15 protein-coding genes are annotated in these 17,411 nt (G+C 61.6%); 3 read left to right on the top strand and 12 right to left on the bottom strand.

Going from position 1 to position 17,411, the window contains the following annotated elements:
* Positions 1-55 precede the first annotated feature (55 nt).
* From EXN22_RS07085 to xerD, 6 genes are all read right to left on the bottom strand, one after another.
* On the bottom strand, positions 56-3,592 hold the full coding sequence (locus EXN22_RS07085; protein WP_233281687.1) for an ATP-binding protein: 3,537 nt from the start codon (positions 3,590-3,592) through the stop codon (positions 56-58).
* 150 nt (positions 3,593-3,742) lie between these two features.
* The gene (gene thrC, locus EXN22_RS07080; RefSeq protein ID WP_130263388.1) at positions 3,743-5,152 is read right to left on the bottom strand and encodes a threonine synthase; all 1,410 of its coding nucleotides are present in this window, start codon (positions 5,150-5,152) and stop codon (positions 3,743-3,745) included.
* Between the two features lie 29 nt (positions 5,153-5,181).
* On the bottom strand, positions 5,182-6,486 hold the full coding sequence (locus EXN22_RS07075; RefSeq protein WP_130263387.1) for a homoserine dehydrogenase: 1,305 nt from the start codon (positions 6,484-6,486) through the stop codon (positions 5,182-5,184).
* Positions 6,487-6,564: 78 nt separating this feature from the next.
* A complete protein-coding gene (dsbC, locus tag EXN22_RS07070; RefSeq protein ID WP_130263386.1) occupies positions 6,565-7,293 on the bottom strand; it encodes a bifunctional protein-disulfide isomerase/oxidoreductase DsbC in 729 nt (242 codons plus the stop codon).
* Positions 7,294-7,453: 160 nt separating this feature from the next.
* Positions 7,454-8,143: a hypothetical protein gene (locus EXN22_RS07065; protein WP_130263385.1), complete on the bottom strand. Its 690-nt coding sequence runs from the start codon at positions 8,141-8,143 to the stop codon at positions 7,454-7,456.
* A 72-nt stretch (positions 8,144-8,215) separates the two neighbouring features.
* A complete protein-coding gene (xerD, locus tag EXN22_RS07060; RefSeq protein WP_130263384.1) occupies positions 8,216-9,112 on the bottom strand; it encodes a site-specific tyrosine recombinase XerD in 897 nt (298 codons plus the stop codon).
* Positions 9,113-9,188: 76 nt separating this feature from the next.
* Between xerD and EXN22_RS07055 the strand changes: the two genes are divergently transcribed.
* Positions 9,189-10,994 carry a cation:proton antiporter gene (locus tag EXN22_RS07055; protein WP_130263383.1) on the top strand — a complete coding sequence of 602 codons (1,806 nt, stop codon included), beginning with the start codon at positions 9,189-9,191 and terminating at the stop codon, positions 10,992-10,994.
* Here EXN22_RS07055 and EXN22_RS07050 read toward each other — a convergent pair whose 3' ends face one another.
* From EXN22_RS07050 to ffh, 6 genes are all read right to left on the bottom strand, one after another.
* Positions 10,995-11,402, bottom strand: a complete 408-nt coding sequence (locus EXN22_RS07050) for an acyl-CoA thioesterase (protein ID WP_130263382.1) — start codon at positions 11,400-11,402, stop codon at positions 10,995-10,997. It abuts the gene before it with no gap.
* A 95-nt stretch (positions 11,403-11,497) separates the two neighbouring features.
* Entirely contained in the window at positions 11,498-11,848 is a 351-nt protein-coding gene (rplS, locus tag EXN22_RS07045; protein WP_130263381.1) for a 50S ribosomal protein L19, read from the bottom strand.
* 43 nt (positions 11,849-11,891) lie between these two features.
* On the bottom strand, positions 11,892-12,644 hold the full coding sequence (gene trmD, locus EXN22_RS07040) for a tRNA (guanosine(37)-N1)-methyltransferase TrmD (RefSeq protein WP_038996822.1): 753 nt from the start codon (positions 12,642-12,644) through the stop codon (positions 11,892-11,894).
* A 3-nt stretch (positions 12,645-12,647) separates the two neighbouring features.
* The gene (rimM, locus tag EXN22_RS07035) at positions 12,648-13,184 is read right to left on the bottom strand and encodes a ribosome maturation factor RimM (RefSeq protein ID WP_130263380.1); all 537 of its coding nucleotides are present in this window, start codon (positions 13,182-13,184) and stop codon (positions 12,648-12,650) included.
* A 5-nt stretch (positions 13,185-13,189) separates the two neighbouring features.
* Positions 13,190-13,441, bottom strand: coding sequence for a 30S ribosomal protein S16 (gene rpsP / locus EXN22_RS07030; RefSeq protein ID WP_028942918.1), 252 nt, complete (start codon positions 13,439-13,441; stop codon positions 13,190-13,192).
* Positions 13,442-13,679: 238 nt separating this feature from the next.
* Positions 13,680-15,056: a signal recognition particle protein gene (ffh, locus tag EXN22_RS07025; RefSeq protein WP_130263379.1), complete on the bottom strand. Its 1,377-nt coding sequence runs from the start codon at positions 15,054-15,056 to the stop codon at positions 13,680-13,682.
* Positions 15,057-15,252: 196 nt separating this feature from the next.
* On the opposite strand from ffh, the gene EXN22_RS07020 reads away from it, so the two are divergent.
* Both EXN22_RS07020 and EXN22_RS07015 read left to right on the top strand, forming a co-directional pair.
* Positions 15,253-16,065, top strand: coding sequence for a cytochrome C assembly family protein (locus tag EXN22_RS07020; RefSeq protein WP_130263378.1), 813 nt, complete (start codon positions 15,253-15,255; stop codon positions 16,063-16,065).
* A 13-nt stretch (positions 16,066-16,078) separates the two neighbouring features.
* Entirely contained in the window at positions 16,079-17,293 is a 1,215-nt protein-coding gene (locus tag EXN22_RS07015; RefSeq protein ID WP_130263377.1) for a transporter associated domain-containing protein, read from the top strand.
* The last annotated feature ends 118 nt before the right edge of the window (positions 17,294-17,411 follow it).

Here is a 17,411-nt window from a genome sequence, read left to right as displayed (position 1 = left end):
CAACAGCACACTGCCACTCTAGGAAACTCAGCCTCAGACGCCCATAGGACTTGTCCTAAAGTTGTGGCGACATTTTCAACGATTCCAGCTCAATATTCGTCTGTAGCTGAATTATCGCCGCCTCCAGCGCCCGCCATGCGCGCTCGCTCAAATCGCCGGACTTCGCCAGGCTGGCGCTTTCCAATTGCGCGCACGCCTGTGCCAACGGCACCGCATCGATCAGGCAAGCCACGCCCTTGAGCCGGTGCAATGACGCCCCGACACGCTCCCAGGCTTGGCCGGCAACAGCATCCGCAAGCAAGGTCGATTCCTCCTTGAGGTTCTTCAGCAACTCGTCGAGCATGCGCTGCAGCATCGCCGTGTTGGCCTGGGTCATCTTTTGCAGGGTCTGAATCCTGAAGCTGTGCTGCGGCGCCAATTCATCGATGACCCAAGCCAGGCGCTCGAGTGCCACGGGTTTGACCAGGCATTCATCCATCCCGGCCTCAAGGCAACGGGCGCGCTCCTCTTTCATGGCGTTGGCTGTGCAGCCGACGATGGCGATGGTCGGCCGCTGGCTACTGTGCTCCTGGCGGCGCAGGTTCCGGGTCAGCGCGTAGCCATCCATCACCGGCATGTTGCAGTCGGTCAGCAGCAGCTCGAAATCACCTTGCTGCCAGGCGTCCAGCGCCCGTTGACCGTTCTCTACGGTCACCACGTTGTGACCGAGAAATTCAAGCTGCTGACGCAGCACCAGGCGACTGGCAGAGAGGTCATCGACCACCAGGATCCGCCGCGCCGGGCCGCTGCTGCGCCTCGGCGCGCTGACGCTCGGCTCGGGTTGCGCCGCCACGTACTCCAGCTTCAGCTCGACACTGACCTCAGTGCCTTTGCCCAGCTCACTGCGCAGGCTGATGCTACCGCCCATCAACTCGACCAACTGCCGGCAAATGCTCAGGCCCAGGCCCGAGCCGCCATACTCGGCCGCAGAATCTGCCTGGACAAATGGCTGAAACAGCTCGCGCTGCTGCTGGGCACTGATGCCAATACCGGTGTCGCGCACGCACAGCCTGAGGCCGACACCCTGCAGGTCATCGCGACCGCTGCGGCTGACCTGCAGCTCCACCCCACCCGCGTGGGTAAACTTCAAGGCGTTGCCCAGCAGGTTGACCAGCACCTGGCGCAAGCGCACCGGGTCAAACCAGTACACCCCTTCGGCGTCACTGGCCAACTGCAGCTTCAGGCCCAAGCCCTGCCCCAGTGCTTGGACGTGAAACTGTTCGATGATGGCATTGAGAAAGGGCTTGAGCGCTCGCGCCTGTGGCTCAAGGTCCAGGCTGCCCGCCTCGATGCGGGCCAGGTCGAGACTGTCGCCAATCAGGGCAATCAGCTCGCGGGCTGATTGGTGAGCGGTCTCCAGCCCTGGCGAAGGTTGCTGCCCCCGTGCCAGGGTGGTTTCCCGCTCAAGTTCCAGCAGGCCGATAATCACGGCCATGGGCGTACGGATTTCGTGGCTCATGGTGGCCAGGAAAGCGCTCTTGGCCTGGTTGGCCTGCTCAGCCTGGCGACGCGCCTGGACCAGCGCCGCTTCCAGTTGCTTGCGCTCGGTGATGTCGATCCAGCCGCCCAGCAAACCTTGCAACTGGCCATCGGCACTGTAGAACGGTACGGTCCACTGATAGGCATCGAAGCGCTGACCGTGGAAATCGACTCGCCGATCGATGAAAACCGGCTTGGGGTCTTTGAGCAGCTCGAGGTAATCGCCGTGCAGCTGTTTTGCCAGCTCTGCGGGAATTACCTCGATATCGGTCAGACGGCGGCCCTTGACGTCTTCCAGCTTTAACGCGAAGACCGCTTCATAGCTCTTGTTGCAAGTGATCAGGCGTCCCTGCAAGTCACGGACATAGATCGGATTGGGAATGCCGTCGAGCAAGGCGCGCTTGAACGCCAGCTGGTCGTTGAGCGCCTGTTCGGCCACTTGCCGCTGGCGGATCTGCGCGCGCAAACGGCTGCTCCAGATCAGCGACAGCAAACCAAACAGCAGCGCTGCGGCCGCCGCCCAGTAAACCCAGCGCGGGATCCGTTGCCAGGCCGGCGCAGGGGGGGCCAGTGCGCCCAGCCACTTCATGCGCACCGTGCGCAGTTCGGCGACCGGGAAGGCTTCCAGGGCTTTATTGAGAATGCTCTGCAACTGCGGCAAATCGCGGCGCACCGAAAAACGGTCCGGCGCCCACTTGCCCTCCACCCCGCGCCCAACCTTGAGCACAGGGTCATTGCCGACCACGCTGTAGGCGCCAATTTCGCTGTCAATGGTGGCCATGGCCTCGCCGCTGCGCACCTTGTCCCGCGCCTGTTCCAGGGAGTCCACCGACAACAGGCGAATGCCGGGGTGGTCCTGGCGGATGGTGCTTTCCAAGGCGTGTTGCGCCGGCAACGCCAGGGTCTGGCCGGCCAGTTCGTCCAGGGATGTCAGGCCCAGCTGTGGCTGACGCACGATGAATACCCAGCTCTGCCCGCCTATGGAGTGGGTGAAATCGAGAAACTCGCGGCGCTCCGGAGATTCGCTCAGGGTGGTGCTCATCTGCGCCTGGCCGCTCTTGAGCATGTCCAGGCCCTGGACAATCGAGGTAGACGGGGCATAGACGAATTTCAATCCAGTCATCTGCGCGATGGTCGCCAGCACGTCACTGTTGAGGCCAACCCAGTCACCCTGGCGATTGCGGAACAGATAGGGTGGGTACTGACTGCTCACCACGGTAATCGCCGGATGGCTGGCAATCCACTCGCGCTCGGCCAGGGTCAACTCGACCCGCCGATGGGCCACATCCGAGCCCAGCCCGGAGGTCCAGCGCCCCAGAATCTCATGCCGCACCGCCTCATCGAGACTGGCCAGGGCATCGTTGAACATCGCCTGCAGCAGCCGGTCTTCAGCACGCATGGCAAAGGCGAAGCCGATCGGCGGCAAGGCGCTGGGGCCGACCACCTGCAAGCCCAGGTAGGGCCGCAAGGCATTGAAGGCGCGGATGATGATTTCGTTGCCGATAAATGCATCGGCCTCACCCTGATTCAGTGCCTCCAGGGCGCTGCTGAGATTGGGTGCCAGCAACACTTGGCTGTCGGGGTAGACACGCTGTATCACCCGGGTGTCAGCGTAACCGTCGAGCAGGACCAGCTTCATCCCGGCCAATGTCGGCGGCGGCAGTGGCGCACCACCGCGCACCACCACCATCGAGCGGTCCGGGATGTAATCGTCGGAGAACGCCAGGCCCGGTACGCTGCGCTCGAAGCCATTGGCACTGGTCAGCACATCGATCTGCCCGCGCTGCAAGGCGTCGATGGCTTGCTCTCGCTTGGCGAAAGCCTGCACCTGGGTTTTCACCCCCAAGCGCTCGACGATCAGGCTCAGGTAGTCGGCACTGATGCCCTGGTAGCGATTACGGTCAATGGTGATATCCACCGGCTCGTAATCGGCAAAGGAGATCCCCACCCGCAACACCCGCGCCGTGCCCAGCCACTGCTGCTGCGCACGGGTCAAGGGCAGAGGCTCGAGCGCCATGAACGGCGGCGCCAGGGTAAAGGACAGGCTCTGCGCGGCCTGGGCGCCTTGCCCCATACAGAGTCCCAGCAAACAGACCCATAACAGCCCTGCTGCGCGACGACGTCCTGTGCTCATTGATACCCCTGATCCGTTGCTGCAAACCAATGCCAGTGTAGAAACAAAAAAGCCCGTCAGGGACGGGCTTTATGGGTGCCGATCAGTCGATCAGAGCGGCTTGCCACGATTGCCATGCTGGCTGACAAAGGCCTGAACGGCTTTCAGGTCATTGGCCAGCACCGTGCATTTCTCGTCACGGCTGAACAGATCGCTCAGGTGTGCGGGCAGCTCCAGGGCCTTGCCGACACCGGCCTTTTCCACAGCTTCCGGGAACTTGACCGGGTGCGCGGTGCCCAGCACCACCATCGGCGTATCCAGGCTACGGCGGCACTCGCGGGCGGCCTTGACGCCGATCGCAGTGTGCGGGTCGAGCACCTCGCCCGTCTGGGCGAAGACTTCGGCGATGGTTTCGCAGGTTTGCGCGTCATCTACCGCCAGCGAGTCGAACAGCTTGCGTGCTTCGGTCCAGCGATCCTGCTCGACACTGAAGCCGCCACCCTGCTTGAAGTTGTCCATCAGCCCGGCGATCGCCGCGCCATTGCGACCGTGCAGGTCGAACAGCAGACGTTCGAAGTTCGACGAGACCATGATGTCCATGGACGGCGACAGGGTCGCGTGCAGGGTTTGCTTGACGTACTGGTTGCCGCTCATGAAGCGGTGCAGGATGTCGTTGCGGTTGGTGGCGACGATCAGCTGGCTGATCGGCAGGCCCATGTTGCGTGCCAGGTAGCCGGCAAAGATGTCGCCGAAGTTGCCGGTCGGCACCGAGAACGCCACCGAGCGCGCCGGGCCGCCCAGCTGCAGGGCCGCATGGAAGTAGTAGACGATCTGGGCCATGATCCGCGCCCAGTTGATCGAGTTCACCGCCACCAGGCGAGTGCCCTTGAGGAAGCCCTGGTCAGCGAAGCTGGCCTTGACCATTTCCTGACAGTCGTCGAAGTTGCCTTCGATGGCGATGTTGTGGATGTTCTCGCCGAAGATCGTGGTCATCTGCCGGCGCTGAACTTCCGACACACGCTGGTGCGGGTGAAGAATGAAGATGTCGACGTTGTCGCAACGGCGGCAGCCTTCGATGGCCGCAGAACCGGTGTCACCGCTGGTGGCGCCGATGATCACCACGCGCTCGCCACGCTTGGCCAGCACATGGTCGAGCAGACGGCCAAGCAGTTGCAGGGCAAAATCCTTGAACGCAAGCGTCGGGCCGTGGAACAGTTCCATGACCCACTCGTTGCTGCCCAGCTGACGCAGCGGCGCGACCGCGGCGTGGGCGAACTCGCCGTAGGTTTCTTCAAGAATCTTCTTGAAGTCGGCATCTTTGATGCTGCCGGTGACGAACGGGCGCATCACCCGGAAGGCCAGCTCGTGGTACGGCAGGCCGGCCCAGGAGGCGATTTCTTCCTGGGTGAAACGCGGCAGGTTTTCCGGCACGTACAGGCCGCCGTCGCTGGCAAGACCTGCCAGCAGCACGTCTTCAAAATTCAGGGCCGGTGCCTGGCCGCGGGTACTGATGTAACGCATGACCTAAATCCTCTAACGCAAAAGACGGCTCAGTTGAGTTGTTCGACGCGGATACGCACCACGTTGCCGACCACATCCTGCAAAGCTTCCAGGGCGGTGATGGCGTCGTTCATGCGCTGCTCGATCACTCGGTGAGTGAGCAGGATCATTGGCACCAGGCCGTCCTGTTCCTCGACTTCCTTCTGCATGATCGACTCGATGTTGATACCGCGCTCGGAGAGGATGCTCGCCACCTGGGCCAGCACGCCCGGGTGGTCCTTGGCCTGGATACGCAGGTAGTAGGCGCTTTCGCAGGCTTCGATCGGCAGGATCGGGTGGGCCGACAGCGAGTCCGGCTGGAAGGCCAGGTGCGGCACGCGGTTCTCCGGATCGGAGGTCATGGCGCGGACCACGTCGACCAGGTCGGCCACCACCGACGAAGCAGTCGGCTCCATGCCGGCACCGGCGCCGTAGAACAGGGTGGAGCCGGCCGCATCACCGTTGACCATCACCGCGTTCATCACGCCATTGACGTTGGCAATCAGGCGGTCGGCCGGGATCAGCGTCGGGTGCACGCGCAGCTCGATGCCATTGGCCGTGCTGCGGGCTACGCCCAGGTGCTTGATGCGGTAGCCGAGCGCTTCGGCGTAGTTCACATCCGCAGTGGTCAGCTGGGTGATGCCTTCGGTGTAGGCCTTGTCGAACTGCAGCGGGATACCAAAGGCGATGGACGCCAGGATGGTCAGCTTGTGCGCGGCATCGATGCCTTCGACGTCGAAGGTCGGGTCGGCTTCGGCGTAACCCAGGGCCTGGGCTTCGGCCAGCACGTCGGGGAACGCACGGCCTTTTTCGCGCATTTCGGTAAGGATGAAGTTGCCGGTGCCGTTGATGATTCCGGCCACCCAGTTGATCCGGTTGGCCGAAAGACCTTCACGGATCGCCTTGATCACCGGGATACCGCCGGCCACAGCCGCTTCGAACGCGACGATGACACCCTTCTCGCGGGCCTTGGCGAAGATTTCATTGCCGTGCACGGCAATCAGCGCCTTGTTGGCGGTGACCACGTGCTTGCCGTTGTCGATGGCCTTGAGCACCAGTTCACGGGCGATGGTGTAGCCGCCGACCAGCTCGATGACAATGTCGATTTCCGGGTTCGTGGCAACCTCGAACACATCAGCGGTAATGGGGGTACCGGTAATCTGGCAATTCGGGTTTGGCGAACGCATGGCAATCTGTGCCACTTCAATACCACGCCCGGCACGGCGGGCGATCTCCTCGGCGTTACGCTGAAGTACATTGAAGGTACCGCCACCGACGGTCCCCAACCCACAGATGCCTACTTTGACCGGTTTCACTGTGAACTCCCCATGAAACGACCGGCTGGCAGCCGATCGTGAAACTGCCGTTACCCAAGGCAACGGCTTGCGATTGAATTACTTGGCCAGGGCCAGCTTGGCCACTTGCGGCGCCGGCTGGTAGCCCGGAATCACCTGGCCGTTTTCCAGGACGATGGCCGGCGTGCCATTGACGCCGATCGACTGGCCCAGGGCGAACTGCTTGCCGACCGGGTTGGCGCACTTGGCAGCCTTGATTTCCTTGCCGTCGACCATTTTGTCCAGCGCCGCCTTGCGGTCGCTCGAGCACCAGACCGCCTGCAACTGCTCGTCACCCGGCGAGCCCAGGCCCTGGCGCGGGAAGGCAACGTAGCGCACTTCGATACCGCGACGGTTGAGCTCCGGTACTTCGGCGTGCAGCTTGTGGCAGTACGGGCAGGTGGTGTCGGTAAACACGGTGATGTGCGACTTGGTTTCGCCCTTGGCAGGATAAACCACCATCTCGGCCGCTGGAATGGCATTGATGGTCTTGGCGATGGCCTGCCGTTCGGTTTTCTCGGTCAGGTTGACCGGCTTGCCGTCCTGGATCTGGAACAGGTAGCCCTGCATGACGAACTGGCCGTCACCACTGGCGTACAGCACCCGACCGCCTTCGAGCTTGACTTCATACAGGCCGTTGAGCGGGCTGCTGGCAACGCTGTCGACCGGCACGCCCAGCTCAAGGGACTGCAGGGTCTTGCGGATCGCCTGCTCGGCGTTGTCGGTGGCAGCGGCAAAGGTACTGACCAGCGCCAGGGCGGCGGCGGCGAAAATCTGGGTCACGCGCATGGGAACTCCTGAGGGCGGACAGGGGCCGGATGCAGCACGCCCGTACTGAAAACGGGGTGTCATTGCGGCCCTCGGTGCAAACCGGTCAAGCCTAACACAGAAGGTCAGCCATGGCCGACCATGACGCGCCCGTCAAGCACAATCCTGCGCAACCCGGTTTCTAGGGAAAGTACTGACTGCAGACCGGCATCAACTCAATCTGGGATTGCCCGGGTTTGAGTTTGGCCTGCAGTTTCTGTGGGTCAGCAGCAAACTCAAAGATGTTCACTTCAAGCCCCAGCGCCCTCGCCTGCTCCAGTTCTTCCAGTGCAACCGCTCCGCCTCCCATAGCCAGCAACTCGCCGTTTTTCTGGGCAGGGTAAAGTGTGTAGGAATACCCCTCCGCACTTTTTACCTGCCAGGTATTGCCAGGATCCTCAACAAAGGCCACGTTTTCTTCTTCAATCGCTACCCCCCACTCCCGCGCCGCCGCAGAAACGATGCCGAGCAAAGTTACCTTTTCCTTCAGGTCGGCCTTGTCCTGTACCAACTCGTAGATCTCACCGATACCATCTTTGGTAGCGCCAATGACCACATTGATACCTTCCGGATGTTCAGCTAGAGCCTTCTCGATGATCGCCTGAGCTTTCTGTCGCATACCCGGCAAATCGGCATACCCCAATGCTGAATAACCAACAAATACCAACGAGTGTCGATCCCCGAGTAGCGCGTCCAGTTGCTCAGTCACGCCATCGGCAGTCGGCATCGAACCAAGCGCAATACCATCGTTGCGATCATAATGGGTCGATCTCAACGAGGTCTGATCTGTTCTGGGAAAGGAATCTGGAGTGGACACATTACTTACGTGCATCTGCAATCGCCTAGAGTGATGAGAACTCGACATTACAAATCTCATTGCAAATATTCTGTCAGAAATCGTCGTTTATCCCCGCGGATGATGCTGCGCATGCAACTCTTGCAGCCGTGCCCGCGCCACATGGGTGTAGATCTGCGTGGTCGACAGGTCGCTGTGGCCCAGCAGCATCTGCACCACCCGCAGGTCGGCACCGTGGTTGAGCAGATGGGTGGCAAAGGCATGGCGCAGGGTATGCGGCGACAGGCTCTTGTCGATACCGGCCACCAGCGCCTGGTGCTTGATGCGGTGCCAGAAGGTCTGGCGGGTCATCTGTTCGCCGCGCTGGCTGGGAAACAGCACATCACTGGGACGCCCACCCAGCAGCTCGTTGCGACCATCACGCAGGTAACGCTCGATCCATACCACCGCCTCTTCACCCATGGGCACCAGGCGCTCCTTGCTGCCCTTGCCCATCACCCGCAGCACGCCCTGGCGCAGGTTGACCTGGTCCAGGGTCAGGCTGACCAGTTCGGTCACGCGCAGGCCACAGGCGTACAGCACCTCGAGCATGGCCCGGTCGCGCTGGCCAATCGGCTCACTCAGGTCCGGTGCCAGCAACAGTGCCTCGACGTCAGCCTCCGACAGGGATTTGGGCAGCGGCCGACCCAATTGCGGCATCTCGACCTGCAGGGTCGGATCGACCGCGATCAGCTTTTCCCTCAGCAGGTAGCGATAGAAGCCGCGCACCCCCGAGAGGAAACGTGCCGTCGAGCGCGGCTTGTAGCCCTGCGCCAGGCGCCAGGCCAGGTGATCGAGGATCAGTTCGCGCCCGGCACTGGGCAGCTCGACGCCCTGCTCCTTGAGCCAGCCATTGAACAGTGCCAGGTCACTGCGGTAGGAGTCGCGGGTGTTATCAGCCAGGCCCTTTTCCAGCCACAGGGCATCGAGGAACTGATCAATAAGCGGATGTTCGATAGCGGGCATGACACCTCTGCGGCAGGCGACGTAAACGAAAAATTGCCGCTAGTCTTCCATAACACTGCCAGCATAGGGAGCCCGAATGAACGAACAACAGATATTGCTGGCATTTGGCGGGATAGGGCTGGCGGCGTTGTGCTGCCAATGGCTGGCCTGGCGCCTGAAGCTACCGGCGATCCTGTTCCTGCTGCTCAGCGGCATTCTCGCCGGCCCCGTGCTGGGCTGGCTCGACCCACAAACACTGTTCGGCCCGCTGCTGATGCCGCTGGTGTCGCTGGCAGTGGCGCTGGTCCTGTTCGAAGGCAGCCTGACCCTGCACCTGTCGCAATGGCAAGACATCGGCAGCGTGGTGCAGCGCATGGTCACCCTCGGCGCGCTGTCGACCTGGTTGGTGATCACCCTGGCGACCCATTGGCTGCTGGGGTTCGACTGGATGCTGGCTACCCTGTTCGGCACCCTGACCCTGGTCACCGGGCCGACCGTGATCATCCCGATGCTGCGGGTGGTGCGGCCCAAAGCGACGATTGCCAACATCCTGCGCTGGGAAGGCATCGTCATCGACCCGATCGGCGCCCTGCTGGCGGTGGTGGTTTACAGCTTCATCATTGCCAGCGCCGCTGGGGATGGCTTGAGCCATAGCCTGCTGACCTTTGCCGGGGTGATTGTCTGCGGCAGTGCTTTTGGTGTCGCCGGTGGCTGGCTGCTCGGCCAGGTCATGCGCCACCAGTGGCTGCCGGAGTATTTGCACAACCTGGCCTCGCTGGCAGCAGTGCTGGGGATTTTCATTGCCGCCAACCAGGTGATGCACGAATCGGGACTGCTGGCGGTCACCCTGATGGGCATGTGGCTGGCCAACATGAAGGGCGTGGATGTGCGGCAAATCCTGCATTTCAAGGAAAACCTCAGCGTGCTGCTGATCAGTGGGCTGTTCATCCTCCTGGCGGCGCGCCTGGACCTCGACGCCCTGATCGGCCTGGGTCCCGCGGTGCTGGCCTTGCTGCTGATCATCCAGTTCATTGCCCGGCCGCTGAACGTCGCGCTGTCGACCTTCGGCTCGCAATTGAACTGGCGCGAACGCGCCCTGCTCGCCTGGATCGCCCCACGCGGCATCGTTGCCGCAGCGGTGTCGGCAATTTTTGCCATTCGCCTGCACGAGGCCGGGCATCAAGGCGCCCTGTTGCTGGTGCCGCTGACCTTCGCCGTGATCATTGGTACCGTGGTATTGCAGAGCGCCACCTCACGCCCCTTGGCACGCCTGCTCAAGGTTGCGGAACCGGCGCCCAGCGGCTTTCTGATCATCGGCGCCAACCCGCCGGCCCGGGCCATAGCCAAGGCGCTGCAGCAACTCGACTGCCGGGTGCTGCTGGCCGACTCCAGCTGGGAAAACATCCGCGCCGCACGCATGGAGGGGTTGCCGACCTATTTCGGCCACCCTGCCTCGCAACATGCCGATGCTCACCTGGACCTGGTCGGCCTGGGCCATCTGCTGGGCCTGTCACCCGCTGGAGAGCTCAATACCCTGGCCTGCACGCGCTTTCGTCATGACTTTGGGGCGCAGCGGCTGTTCGTCCTGGCCAGTGGCCTGGAGGCCAAGCGCAGCGACAAGCACCGGGCCAGCGACGAACACCGCGGGCAGACGCTGGGGAGCCAGCCGCTGACCTATGGGCAGTTGGCTGCAATGCTGCACAAGGGCGCCGAGCTGTACAGCACCAACCTCACTGATGGCTTTGCCTGGGCGGATTACCAAGCGCTGCATGGAGACCGGGCAAACATGCTGTTTGCCCGGGATGGCAGTGGCTGGGTGCACGTGTTCGGACCAGACAGCGTGCTCAAGCCGGGGCCCGGTTGGACGTTGGTGGCGTTGGTTCAGCCCGCTCCTACTGGGTAATCAGAAGCCTGGCAAGACAGGTACCGGGCGCTTGTCTTCATCGATGGCGACAAAGCTGAACAGGCCATGAATGGCCTTTTCGCGGCTGTCGCAGCTCATGCTTTCGACAAACACCTCGACCTCGACCTTGAGGCTGGTGTTACCCACCGCGACCACCCGCCCGACCAGCTCGACGATGGAGCCGGCGGCAATCGGATGCTTGAAGTCGATACGGTCGGTCGACACGGTCACCAGCGGCAAACGACAGAAGCGTGTAGCGGCGATGAACGAAACTTCGTCCATCCAGGCCAGCGCGGTGCCGCCGAACAGGGTGTTGTGGTGGTTGGTGGTGGACGGGAATACCGCCTTGGTCACGCGGGTCACCGACAGTTCGGTGCGGCGTTCGATTTCCTGCTCTCTGGGGCTCATGGGCTTCACATAGGACGACAAAATTCAGACAACAAAAAAGCAGCCCGAAGGCTGCTTTTTTCGCATGGTGGCCGTAGCCACCGGTCAAGCTGTCCTCAGGACAGTTTTTCCTTGATGCGAGCGGCTTTACCGGACAGGTCGCGCAGGTAGTACAGCTTGGCTTTACGCACGTCACCACGACGTTTCACGGCCAGGCTGTCGATTTGCGGGCTGTAGGTCTGGAAAGTACGCTCAACGCCAACACCGTTGGAGATCTTGCGAACAGTGAAAGCACTGTTCACACCACGGTTACGCTTGGCAATGACAACGCCTTCGAAAGCCTGCAGACGCGAACGATCGCCTTCCTTCACTTTCACCTGAACGACAACGGTGTCGCCCGGGGCAAAGGTCGGGATCTCTTTGGTCATCTGCTCTGCTTCGAGTGCAAGAATGATTTTGTTGGTCATGCTGTGCTCCTAAGGTAAACCAATTGGATTTACCATCGATACGTTAACTATCGTCCCGCTCACGGAGGTATTCCGCCAGCAGCTTCTTCTCTTCTCCAGAAAGTGAGCGACTTTCCAGAAGATCGACGCGTCGTTCATAGGTCCGCCCAAGGGACTGCTGTAAACGCCATCGCCGGATGTGTGCATGGTTGCCACTAAGCAACACGTCGGGAACACGCTGATCCGCATACACCTCAGGTCGGGTGTAGTGCGGGCAATCAAGCAGACCATCGGTGAAGGAGTCTTCCTCCGCCGAGTCCGCATGCCCTAAAGCTCCGGGCAGCAGCCGTGTAACCGCATCGATCAGGACCATCGCCGGCAGCTCGCCGCCAGACAGGACATAGTCTCCAATCGACCACTCTTCATCGACATGAGCCTCGATAAAGCGCTCGTCGATGCCTTCATATCGACCGGCTATCAGAATCAACGATTCGTGCTTCGCCAGGTCTTTGACCGCCGACTGAGTCAGCTTGCGGCCTTGCGGGCTCAGGTAAATCACCTTCGCCGCCTCTCCGGTTGCCTGCCTGGCATTCACCAGGGCATCTTCCAGAGGCTTGATCTTCATCACCATGCCCGGACCACCGCCAAACGGCCGATCATCCACCGTGTGGTGACGATCTGTGGTGTAGTCCCGCGGGTTCCAGCAGGTCAGTTGCAACAACCCCTGTTTCACCGCGCGGCTGGTAATGCCGTACTCACTGATGGCCGAGAACATCTCGGGGAACAGCGTGATGACGTCTACGCGCAGGCTAGCCATTGCTTAGAAGTCCGCGTCCCATTCGACCCTCATTTCGCCTGCAGCCAGATCGATCTTCAACACGCATTGCCCGGTATAGGGCAACAGGCGTTCTCGATCATCCAGGCTGCCCGCGCAGGGCTTGACCACCATTACATCGTTCGCGCCGGTCTCCAACAGGTGATCAATCTTGCCGAACAGTTGTTCGTCCTGATTGATGACTTTCAGACCCACCAACTGGTACCAGTAGTACTCATCGGCAGACAGGTTGGGCAAAAGGCTACGCGAGATACAAATCTCATAACCGCTCAGAAGACGGGCTTCATCACGATCGTCGAGGCCTTTGAGCTTGGCGACCAGGTCCTTTTGAGTGGAACGGCCACTGACCAGCTCTACCTGTTTTACCTTGCCTTCGTGCCGAAGCGTCCAGTTCGGGTAATCCAACAGGTTTTCAATCGGATCGGTAAAGGAAAAGACCTTCACCTCGCCGCGAACGCCGTGAACCGAAAAAATCTTGCCGACAACGATCAGGTCATCAGCTTTTTCTGGCGTCGCGTTCATACTGTTCAGGCAGCAGCCTTGGCAGCATCTTTCAGCAGTTTTGCAACGCGCTCGGATGGCTGTGCGCCAACGCTCAGCCAGTGAGCAACGCGGTCTTGCTTAACGGACAGGCGAACTTCCTGGCCACGAGCGATAGGGTTGAAGAAACCAACCTGCTCGATGTGCGAACCGGTAACCGGGTTACGCGAGTCGGTCACGGTCAGGGTGTAGAATGGGCGCTTTTTAGAGCCACCACGGGCAAGACGGATGGTTAGCATTGAACATCGTTCCTGTAGTCGGTGCTGCAAATCATAATGCACAGCGGGCACACGGGTGCCCGAAAGGCCGCATATTCTCAAGGAATACACGGACTTTTGCAAATGCCTTTTTACGCAGGGTAAAAAGGCCTGCCTGTCGATCTGCTGTTAGTGCCGCCTCTCTATATAAGGCAGCGTTTTCCCGCCACGGCGGGATTCTGATCGGCGGCCCGTTTCCAGGCCATCGATCCGAATGGGGTTACAGCTTGGGCATGCCGCCGCCAGGCATCATGCCACCGAGGCCGCGCATCATCTTGGCCATGCCGCCTTTGGCAGAAAACTTCTTCATCATCTTCTGCATTTGCTTGTGCTGCTTGATCAGACGGCCGATATCCTGCACCTGGGTGCCGGAACCGAGGGCGATACGGCGTTTGCGCGAACCGCTGATCAGCTCAGGGTCGCGGCGCTCGGCCGGGGTCATCGAGTTGATGATCGCTTCCATCTGCTTGAATTGCTTTTCGGCGGCGCCCTGGGCGCTGCCCATCTGGGCCAGGTTGACGCCGCCGATGCTCGGCAGCTTGTCCATCAGGCCGCCCAGGCCACCCATGTTCTTCATTTGTTGCAGCTGGTCGCGGAAGTCTTCGAGGTCGAAGCCCTTGCCCTTCTTCAGCTTCTTGGCCAGTTTGTCGGCCTTTTCCTTGTCGAGGGTCTGTTCGGCCTGCTCGATCAGGCTGAGCACGTCGCCCATGCCCAGGATGCGCGAAGCGATTCGGTCCGGGTGGAACGGTTCGAGCGCTTCGCTCTTCTCGCCCATACCGATGAACTTGATCGGCTTGCCGGTAATGGCGCGCACCGACAACGCAGCACCGCCACGGGCGTCACCGTCGACCTTGGTGAGGATCACACCGGTCAGTGGCAGCGCATCGCCAAAGGCCTTGGCCGTATTGGCGGCGTCCTGACCGGTCATGGCATCGACCACGAACAGCGTCTCGATCGGCTTGACCGCGGCGTGCAGGTCCTTGATCTCGGTCATCATCTCGGTGTCGATGTGCAGACGACCGGCGGTATCGACGATGACCACGTCGATGAACTTGAGCTTGGCTTCGCGAATCGCCGCTTCAGCGATAGCCACCGGCTTCTGGCTGATGTCCGACGGGAAGAAGGTCACGCCGATGTCGCTTGCCAGGGTTTCCAGCTGCTTGATCGCCGCCGGACGGTAGACGTCGGCCGACACCACCATCACGGTCTTCTTCTTGCGCTCCTTGAGGAAGCGCGCCAGCTTGCCGGCGGTGGTGGTCTTGCCCGCGCCCTGCAGACCGGCCATCAGCACCACCGCAGGCGGCGCGGCATTGAGCGCCAGGTCTTCGTTGGCTGCGCCCATCAGGCCTTCGAGTTCGGCCTGGACGATCTTCACGAACGCCTGGCCCGGGGTCAGGCTGCGCGACACCTCGGTGCCGACCGCCCGCTCCTTGATCTTGTTGACGAAATCCTTGACCACCGGCAGGGCGACGTCAGCCTCGAGCAACGCCATACGCACTTCACGCAGGGTGTCTTTGATGTTGTCTTCGGTCAGCTTGGCCTTGCCGGTGACATGGCGCAGCGTCTGTGACAGACGGTCGGTCAGGTTTTCAAACATGGTGATCCTTTCGGGCTCTGTAGAACCGAGGTTTATCAGCTGCCTCTGGCGTATTCGGCCGGCCTTGGGCAGGGGCAGGCCGGCGATTATAACGAAGACTTGGCCCAGCGCACACCATGCCGTCGGCTGGCAGTCTTCCTAGGCGGGCGCGATCTATGCCAAACTCAGCCCCTTTCGGGCTTGCCTAACAGGACTTATGCTCCCCTTGTCACCCAGCTTGCTACCTAATCTCATCGCCGCCTGCCTGTATGCCGCCGCGACCTTCTATCAAGGCTCGCGCCTGGCTCGGGGCACCAAGGCCGACAAGCGCCTGCTTGGCCTGCTTGGCGCGCTGGCAGTCACGGCCCAAGGCACCGCGCTGTGCTGGCAACTGCTCACGCCCCTGGGCCTGAGCCTGGACTTTTTCAGTGCCGCCAGCCTGATCGCCACTGCGGTGATCGCCCTGACCCTGCTGGCCTGCCTGCGCATCCCGGTGGAGAACCTGCTGCTGTTGCTGTTCCCGCTGGGCATGGCCACGGCCCTGATCGCCCAGTTCGCGCCGCCCGGCACGGTGCCGTTGATCAACGAAAAGCCAGGCATCCTTGCGCACATCCTGCTGTCGATCCTGGCCTATGGCATGTTCACCATCGCCGTGGTCCAGTCCTTGTTGCTGCTGTTGCAGGATCACCAGCTCAAGCACAAGCACCCGTCGGGGCTGATCAAGAACTTCCCGCCACTGCAGACCATGGAAAGCCTGCTGTTCGGCTTCCTCTGGGCCGGCTGGGGCTTGCTCTCGCTGTCGCTGATTTCCGGCTGGCTGTTCCTCGACAACCTGTTCGCCCAGCACCTGGTGCACAAGACCCTGCTGGCGTGCCTGGCCTGGATCGTCTTCAGCGTGCTGTTGTGGGGCCGCTCCCGCCTCGGCTGGCGCGGGCACAAGGCTATCCGCTGGACCCTGGCCGGTTTCTGCCTGCTGATGCTGGCCTACTTCGGCAGCAAGCTGGTACGCGAATTCATCCTGCACATCTGACGGACGCAGCTAAATGGACGTTCTGCCGTTAGGACCGCTACTGGGCGTATTGGCACTGGCACTGCTCTGGTCGGCGCTGTTCACGGCAGTGGACGCCGCCCAGCAGCAGCTTAATAGCGCACGACGCAACAGCCAGACCGGCGAACACCCCGAACTTGCCGTCAGCCCCCAAGCCCTGGTGCTGTGTTCGACCCTGGGCAAGCTGCTGGTACTGGCCCTGGCCTGCTTGCTGGGCCAGCGTTACAGCGGCGAACATGGCTTCTGGCTGGCCGGCCTGGGCGCCGCAACCCTGCTGCTGATCAGCGCCGAATTTCTGCCGCGGCAACTGGCCCGGCGCAACCCGCAGGCCTTTATCGGCCTGGGCAACAGCCTGCTCAAGGTGCCCCTCAAGCTGCTGCATCCCCTGGCCTGGCTGCTCGATGGCTGCGCACGCCTGCTGCTGCGCCCGTTTCGCGTACAAAGCCATGCGGTGGCCATGCACGACAACGACGATAGCGACAGTTACGCCGACGACCTGCCGGACGCTTCACGCAGCCTGAACCTGCCCGAAAGCCTGCTGGCACTGGACAAGATCACCGTCAACGACATCCTGGTGCCACGCAACGATGTCGATGGCATCAACCTCGATGACCCGATCGAGGTGATCATCGAACAGTTGATCATCAGCCGCCACACCCGCCTGCCGGTCTTCCACAGCGACATCAACCAGGTCGAAGCGGTCCTCAATACCAAGCTGATCAGCCACCTGCTGCCCAAGGCCGAGCTGACCCGCGAAGCACTGCAAGCGGCGTGCTACGAACCCTACTTTGTCCCGGAAAGCACCCCGTTGCAGTTACAATTGCTGAATTTCCACAAGCAGCAACGGCGCCTGGGGGTAGTGGTCGACGAGTACGGGGAAGTGCTCGGCATCATCACCCTGGAAGACATTCTCGAAGAGATCGTCGGCGAATTCGAAGACGAGCACAGCCTCGACAACCCGCACATTCACCCCCAGGCTGACGGGCGCTTCGTCATCGAAGGCAACGTATCGATCCGTGAACTCAACCGCACGCTGGGCTGGCACCTGCCCAGCGACGGGCCGAAAACCCTCAACGGCCTGGTCACTGAAGCCCTGGAAAGTATCCCGGCCAGCGCTGTATGCCTGAAAATCGGCCGTTACCGCCTGGAAATCCTCGAAACCGAGGACAATTGTGCCAGCCGCATACTGGTCTGGACGCTCAAGCGCTAGCTATACTGAGGCACGCTTACCCAGCCCCGGCCGTCTCGCCCGCCAACCGCACCGGCGTCACACGGCAAGTCATGACTGAACATTGCGCGAATTGCGGTACTGGTTCACACCCCGAACC

The organism is Pseudomonas tructae, from assembly GCF_004214895.1.
Lineage (GTDB): Bacteria > Pseudomonadota > Gammaproteobacteria > Pseudomonadales > Pseudomonadaceae > Aquipseudomonas > Aquipseudomonas tructae.
Note: the sequence above shows the minus strand (reverse complement) of the source record. Positions and strands in the feature narration are given on the sequence as shown.

What these genes read in the sequence shown, in the direction of transcription:
- EXN22_RS07050 (WP_130263382.1), bottom strand. Translation starts at nt 11,402, where the DNA reads ATGAGCCCCAGAGAGCAGGAAATCGAACGCCGCACCGAACTGTCGGTG.
- trmD (WP_038996822.1), bottom strand. Translation starts at nt 12,644, where the DNA reads ATGGCTAGCCTGCGCGTAGACGTCATCACGCTGTTCCCCGAGATGTTC.
- rplS (WP_130263381.1), bottom strand. Translation starts at nt 11,848, where the DNA reads ATGACCAACAAAATCATTCTTGCACTCGAAGCAGAGCAGATGACCAAA.
- ffh (WP_130263379.1), bottom strand. Translation starts at nt 15,056, where the DNA reads ATGTTTGAAAACCTGACCGACCGTCTGTCACAGACGCTGCGCCATGTC.
- EXN22_RS07015 (WP_130263377.1), top strand. Translation starts at nt 16,079, where the DNA reads ATGGACGTTCTGCCGTTAGGACCGCTACTGGGCGTATTGGCACTGGCA.
- dsbC (WP_130263386.1), bottom strand. Translation starts at nt 7,293, where the DNA reads ATGCGCGTGACCCAGATTTTCGCCGCCGCCGCCCTGGCGCTGGTCAGT.
- rimM (WP_130263380.1), bottom strand. Translation starts at nt 13,184, where the DNA reads ATGAACGCGACGCCAGAAAAAGCTGATGACCTGATCGTTGTCGGCAAG.
- EXN22_RS07085 (WP_233281687.1), bottom strand. Translation starts at nt 3,592, where the DNA reads ATGGGGCAAGGCGCCCAGGCCGCGCAGAGCCTGTCCTTTACCCTGGCG.
- thrC (WP_130263388.1), bottom strand. Translation starts at nt 5,152, where the DNA reads ATGCGTTACATCAGTACCCGCGGCCAGGCACCGGCCCTGAATTTTGAA.
- EXN22_RS07065 (WP_130263385.1), bottom strand. Translation starts at nt 8,143, where the DNA reads ATGCACGTAAGTAATGTGTCCACTCCAGATTCCTTTCCCAGAACAGAT.
- xerD (WP_130263384.1), bottom strand. Translation starts at nt 9,112, where the DNA reads ATGCCCGCTATCGAACATCCGCTTATTGATCAGTTCCTCGATGCCCTG.
- EXN22_RS07020 (WP_130263378.1), top strand. Translation starts at nt 15,253, where the DNA reads ATGCTCCCCTTGTCACCCAGCTTGCTACCTAATCTCATCGCCGCCTGC.
- EXN22_RS07055 (WP_130263383.1), top strand. Translation starts at nt 9,189, where the DNA reads ATGAACGAACAACAGATATTGCTGGCATTTGGCGGGATAGGGCTGGCG.
- rpsP (WP_028942918.1), bottom strand. Translation starts at nt 13,441, where the DNA reads ATGCTAACCATCCGTCTTGCCCGTGGTGGCTCTAAAAAGCGCCCATTC.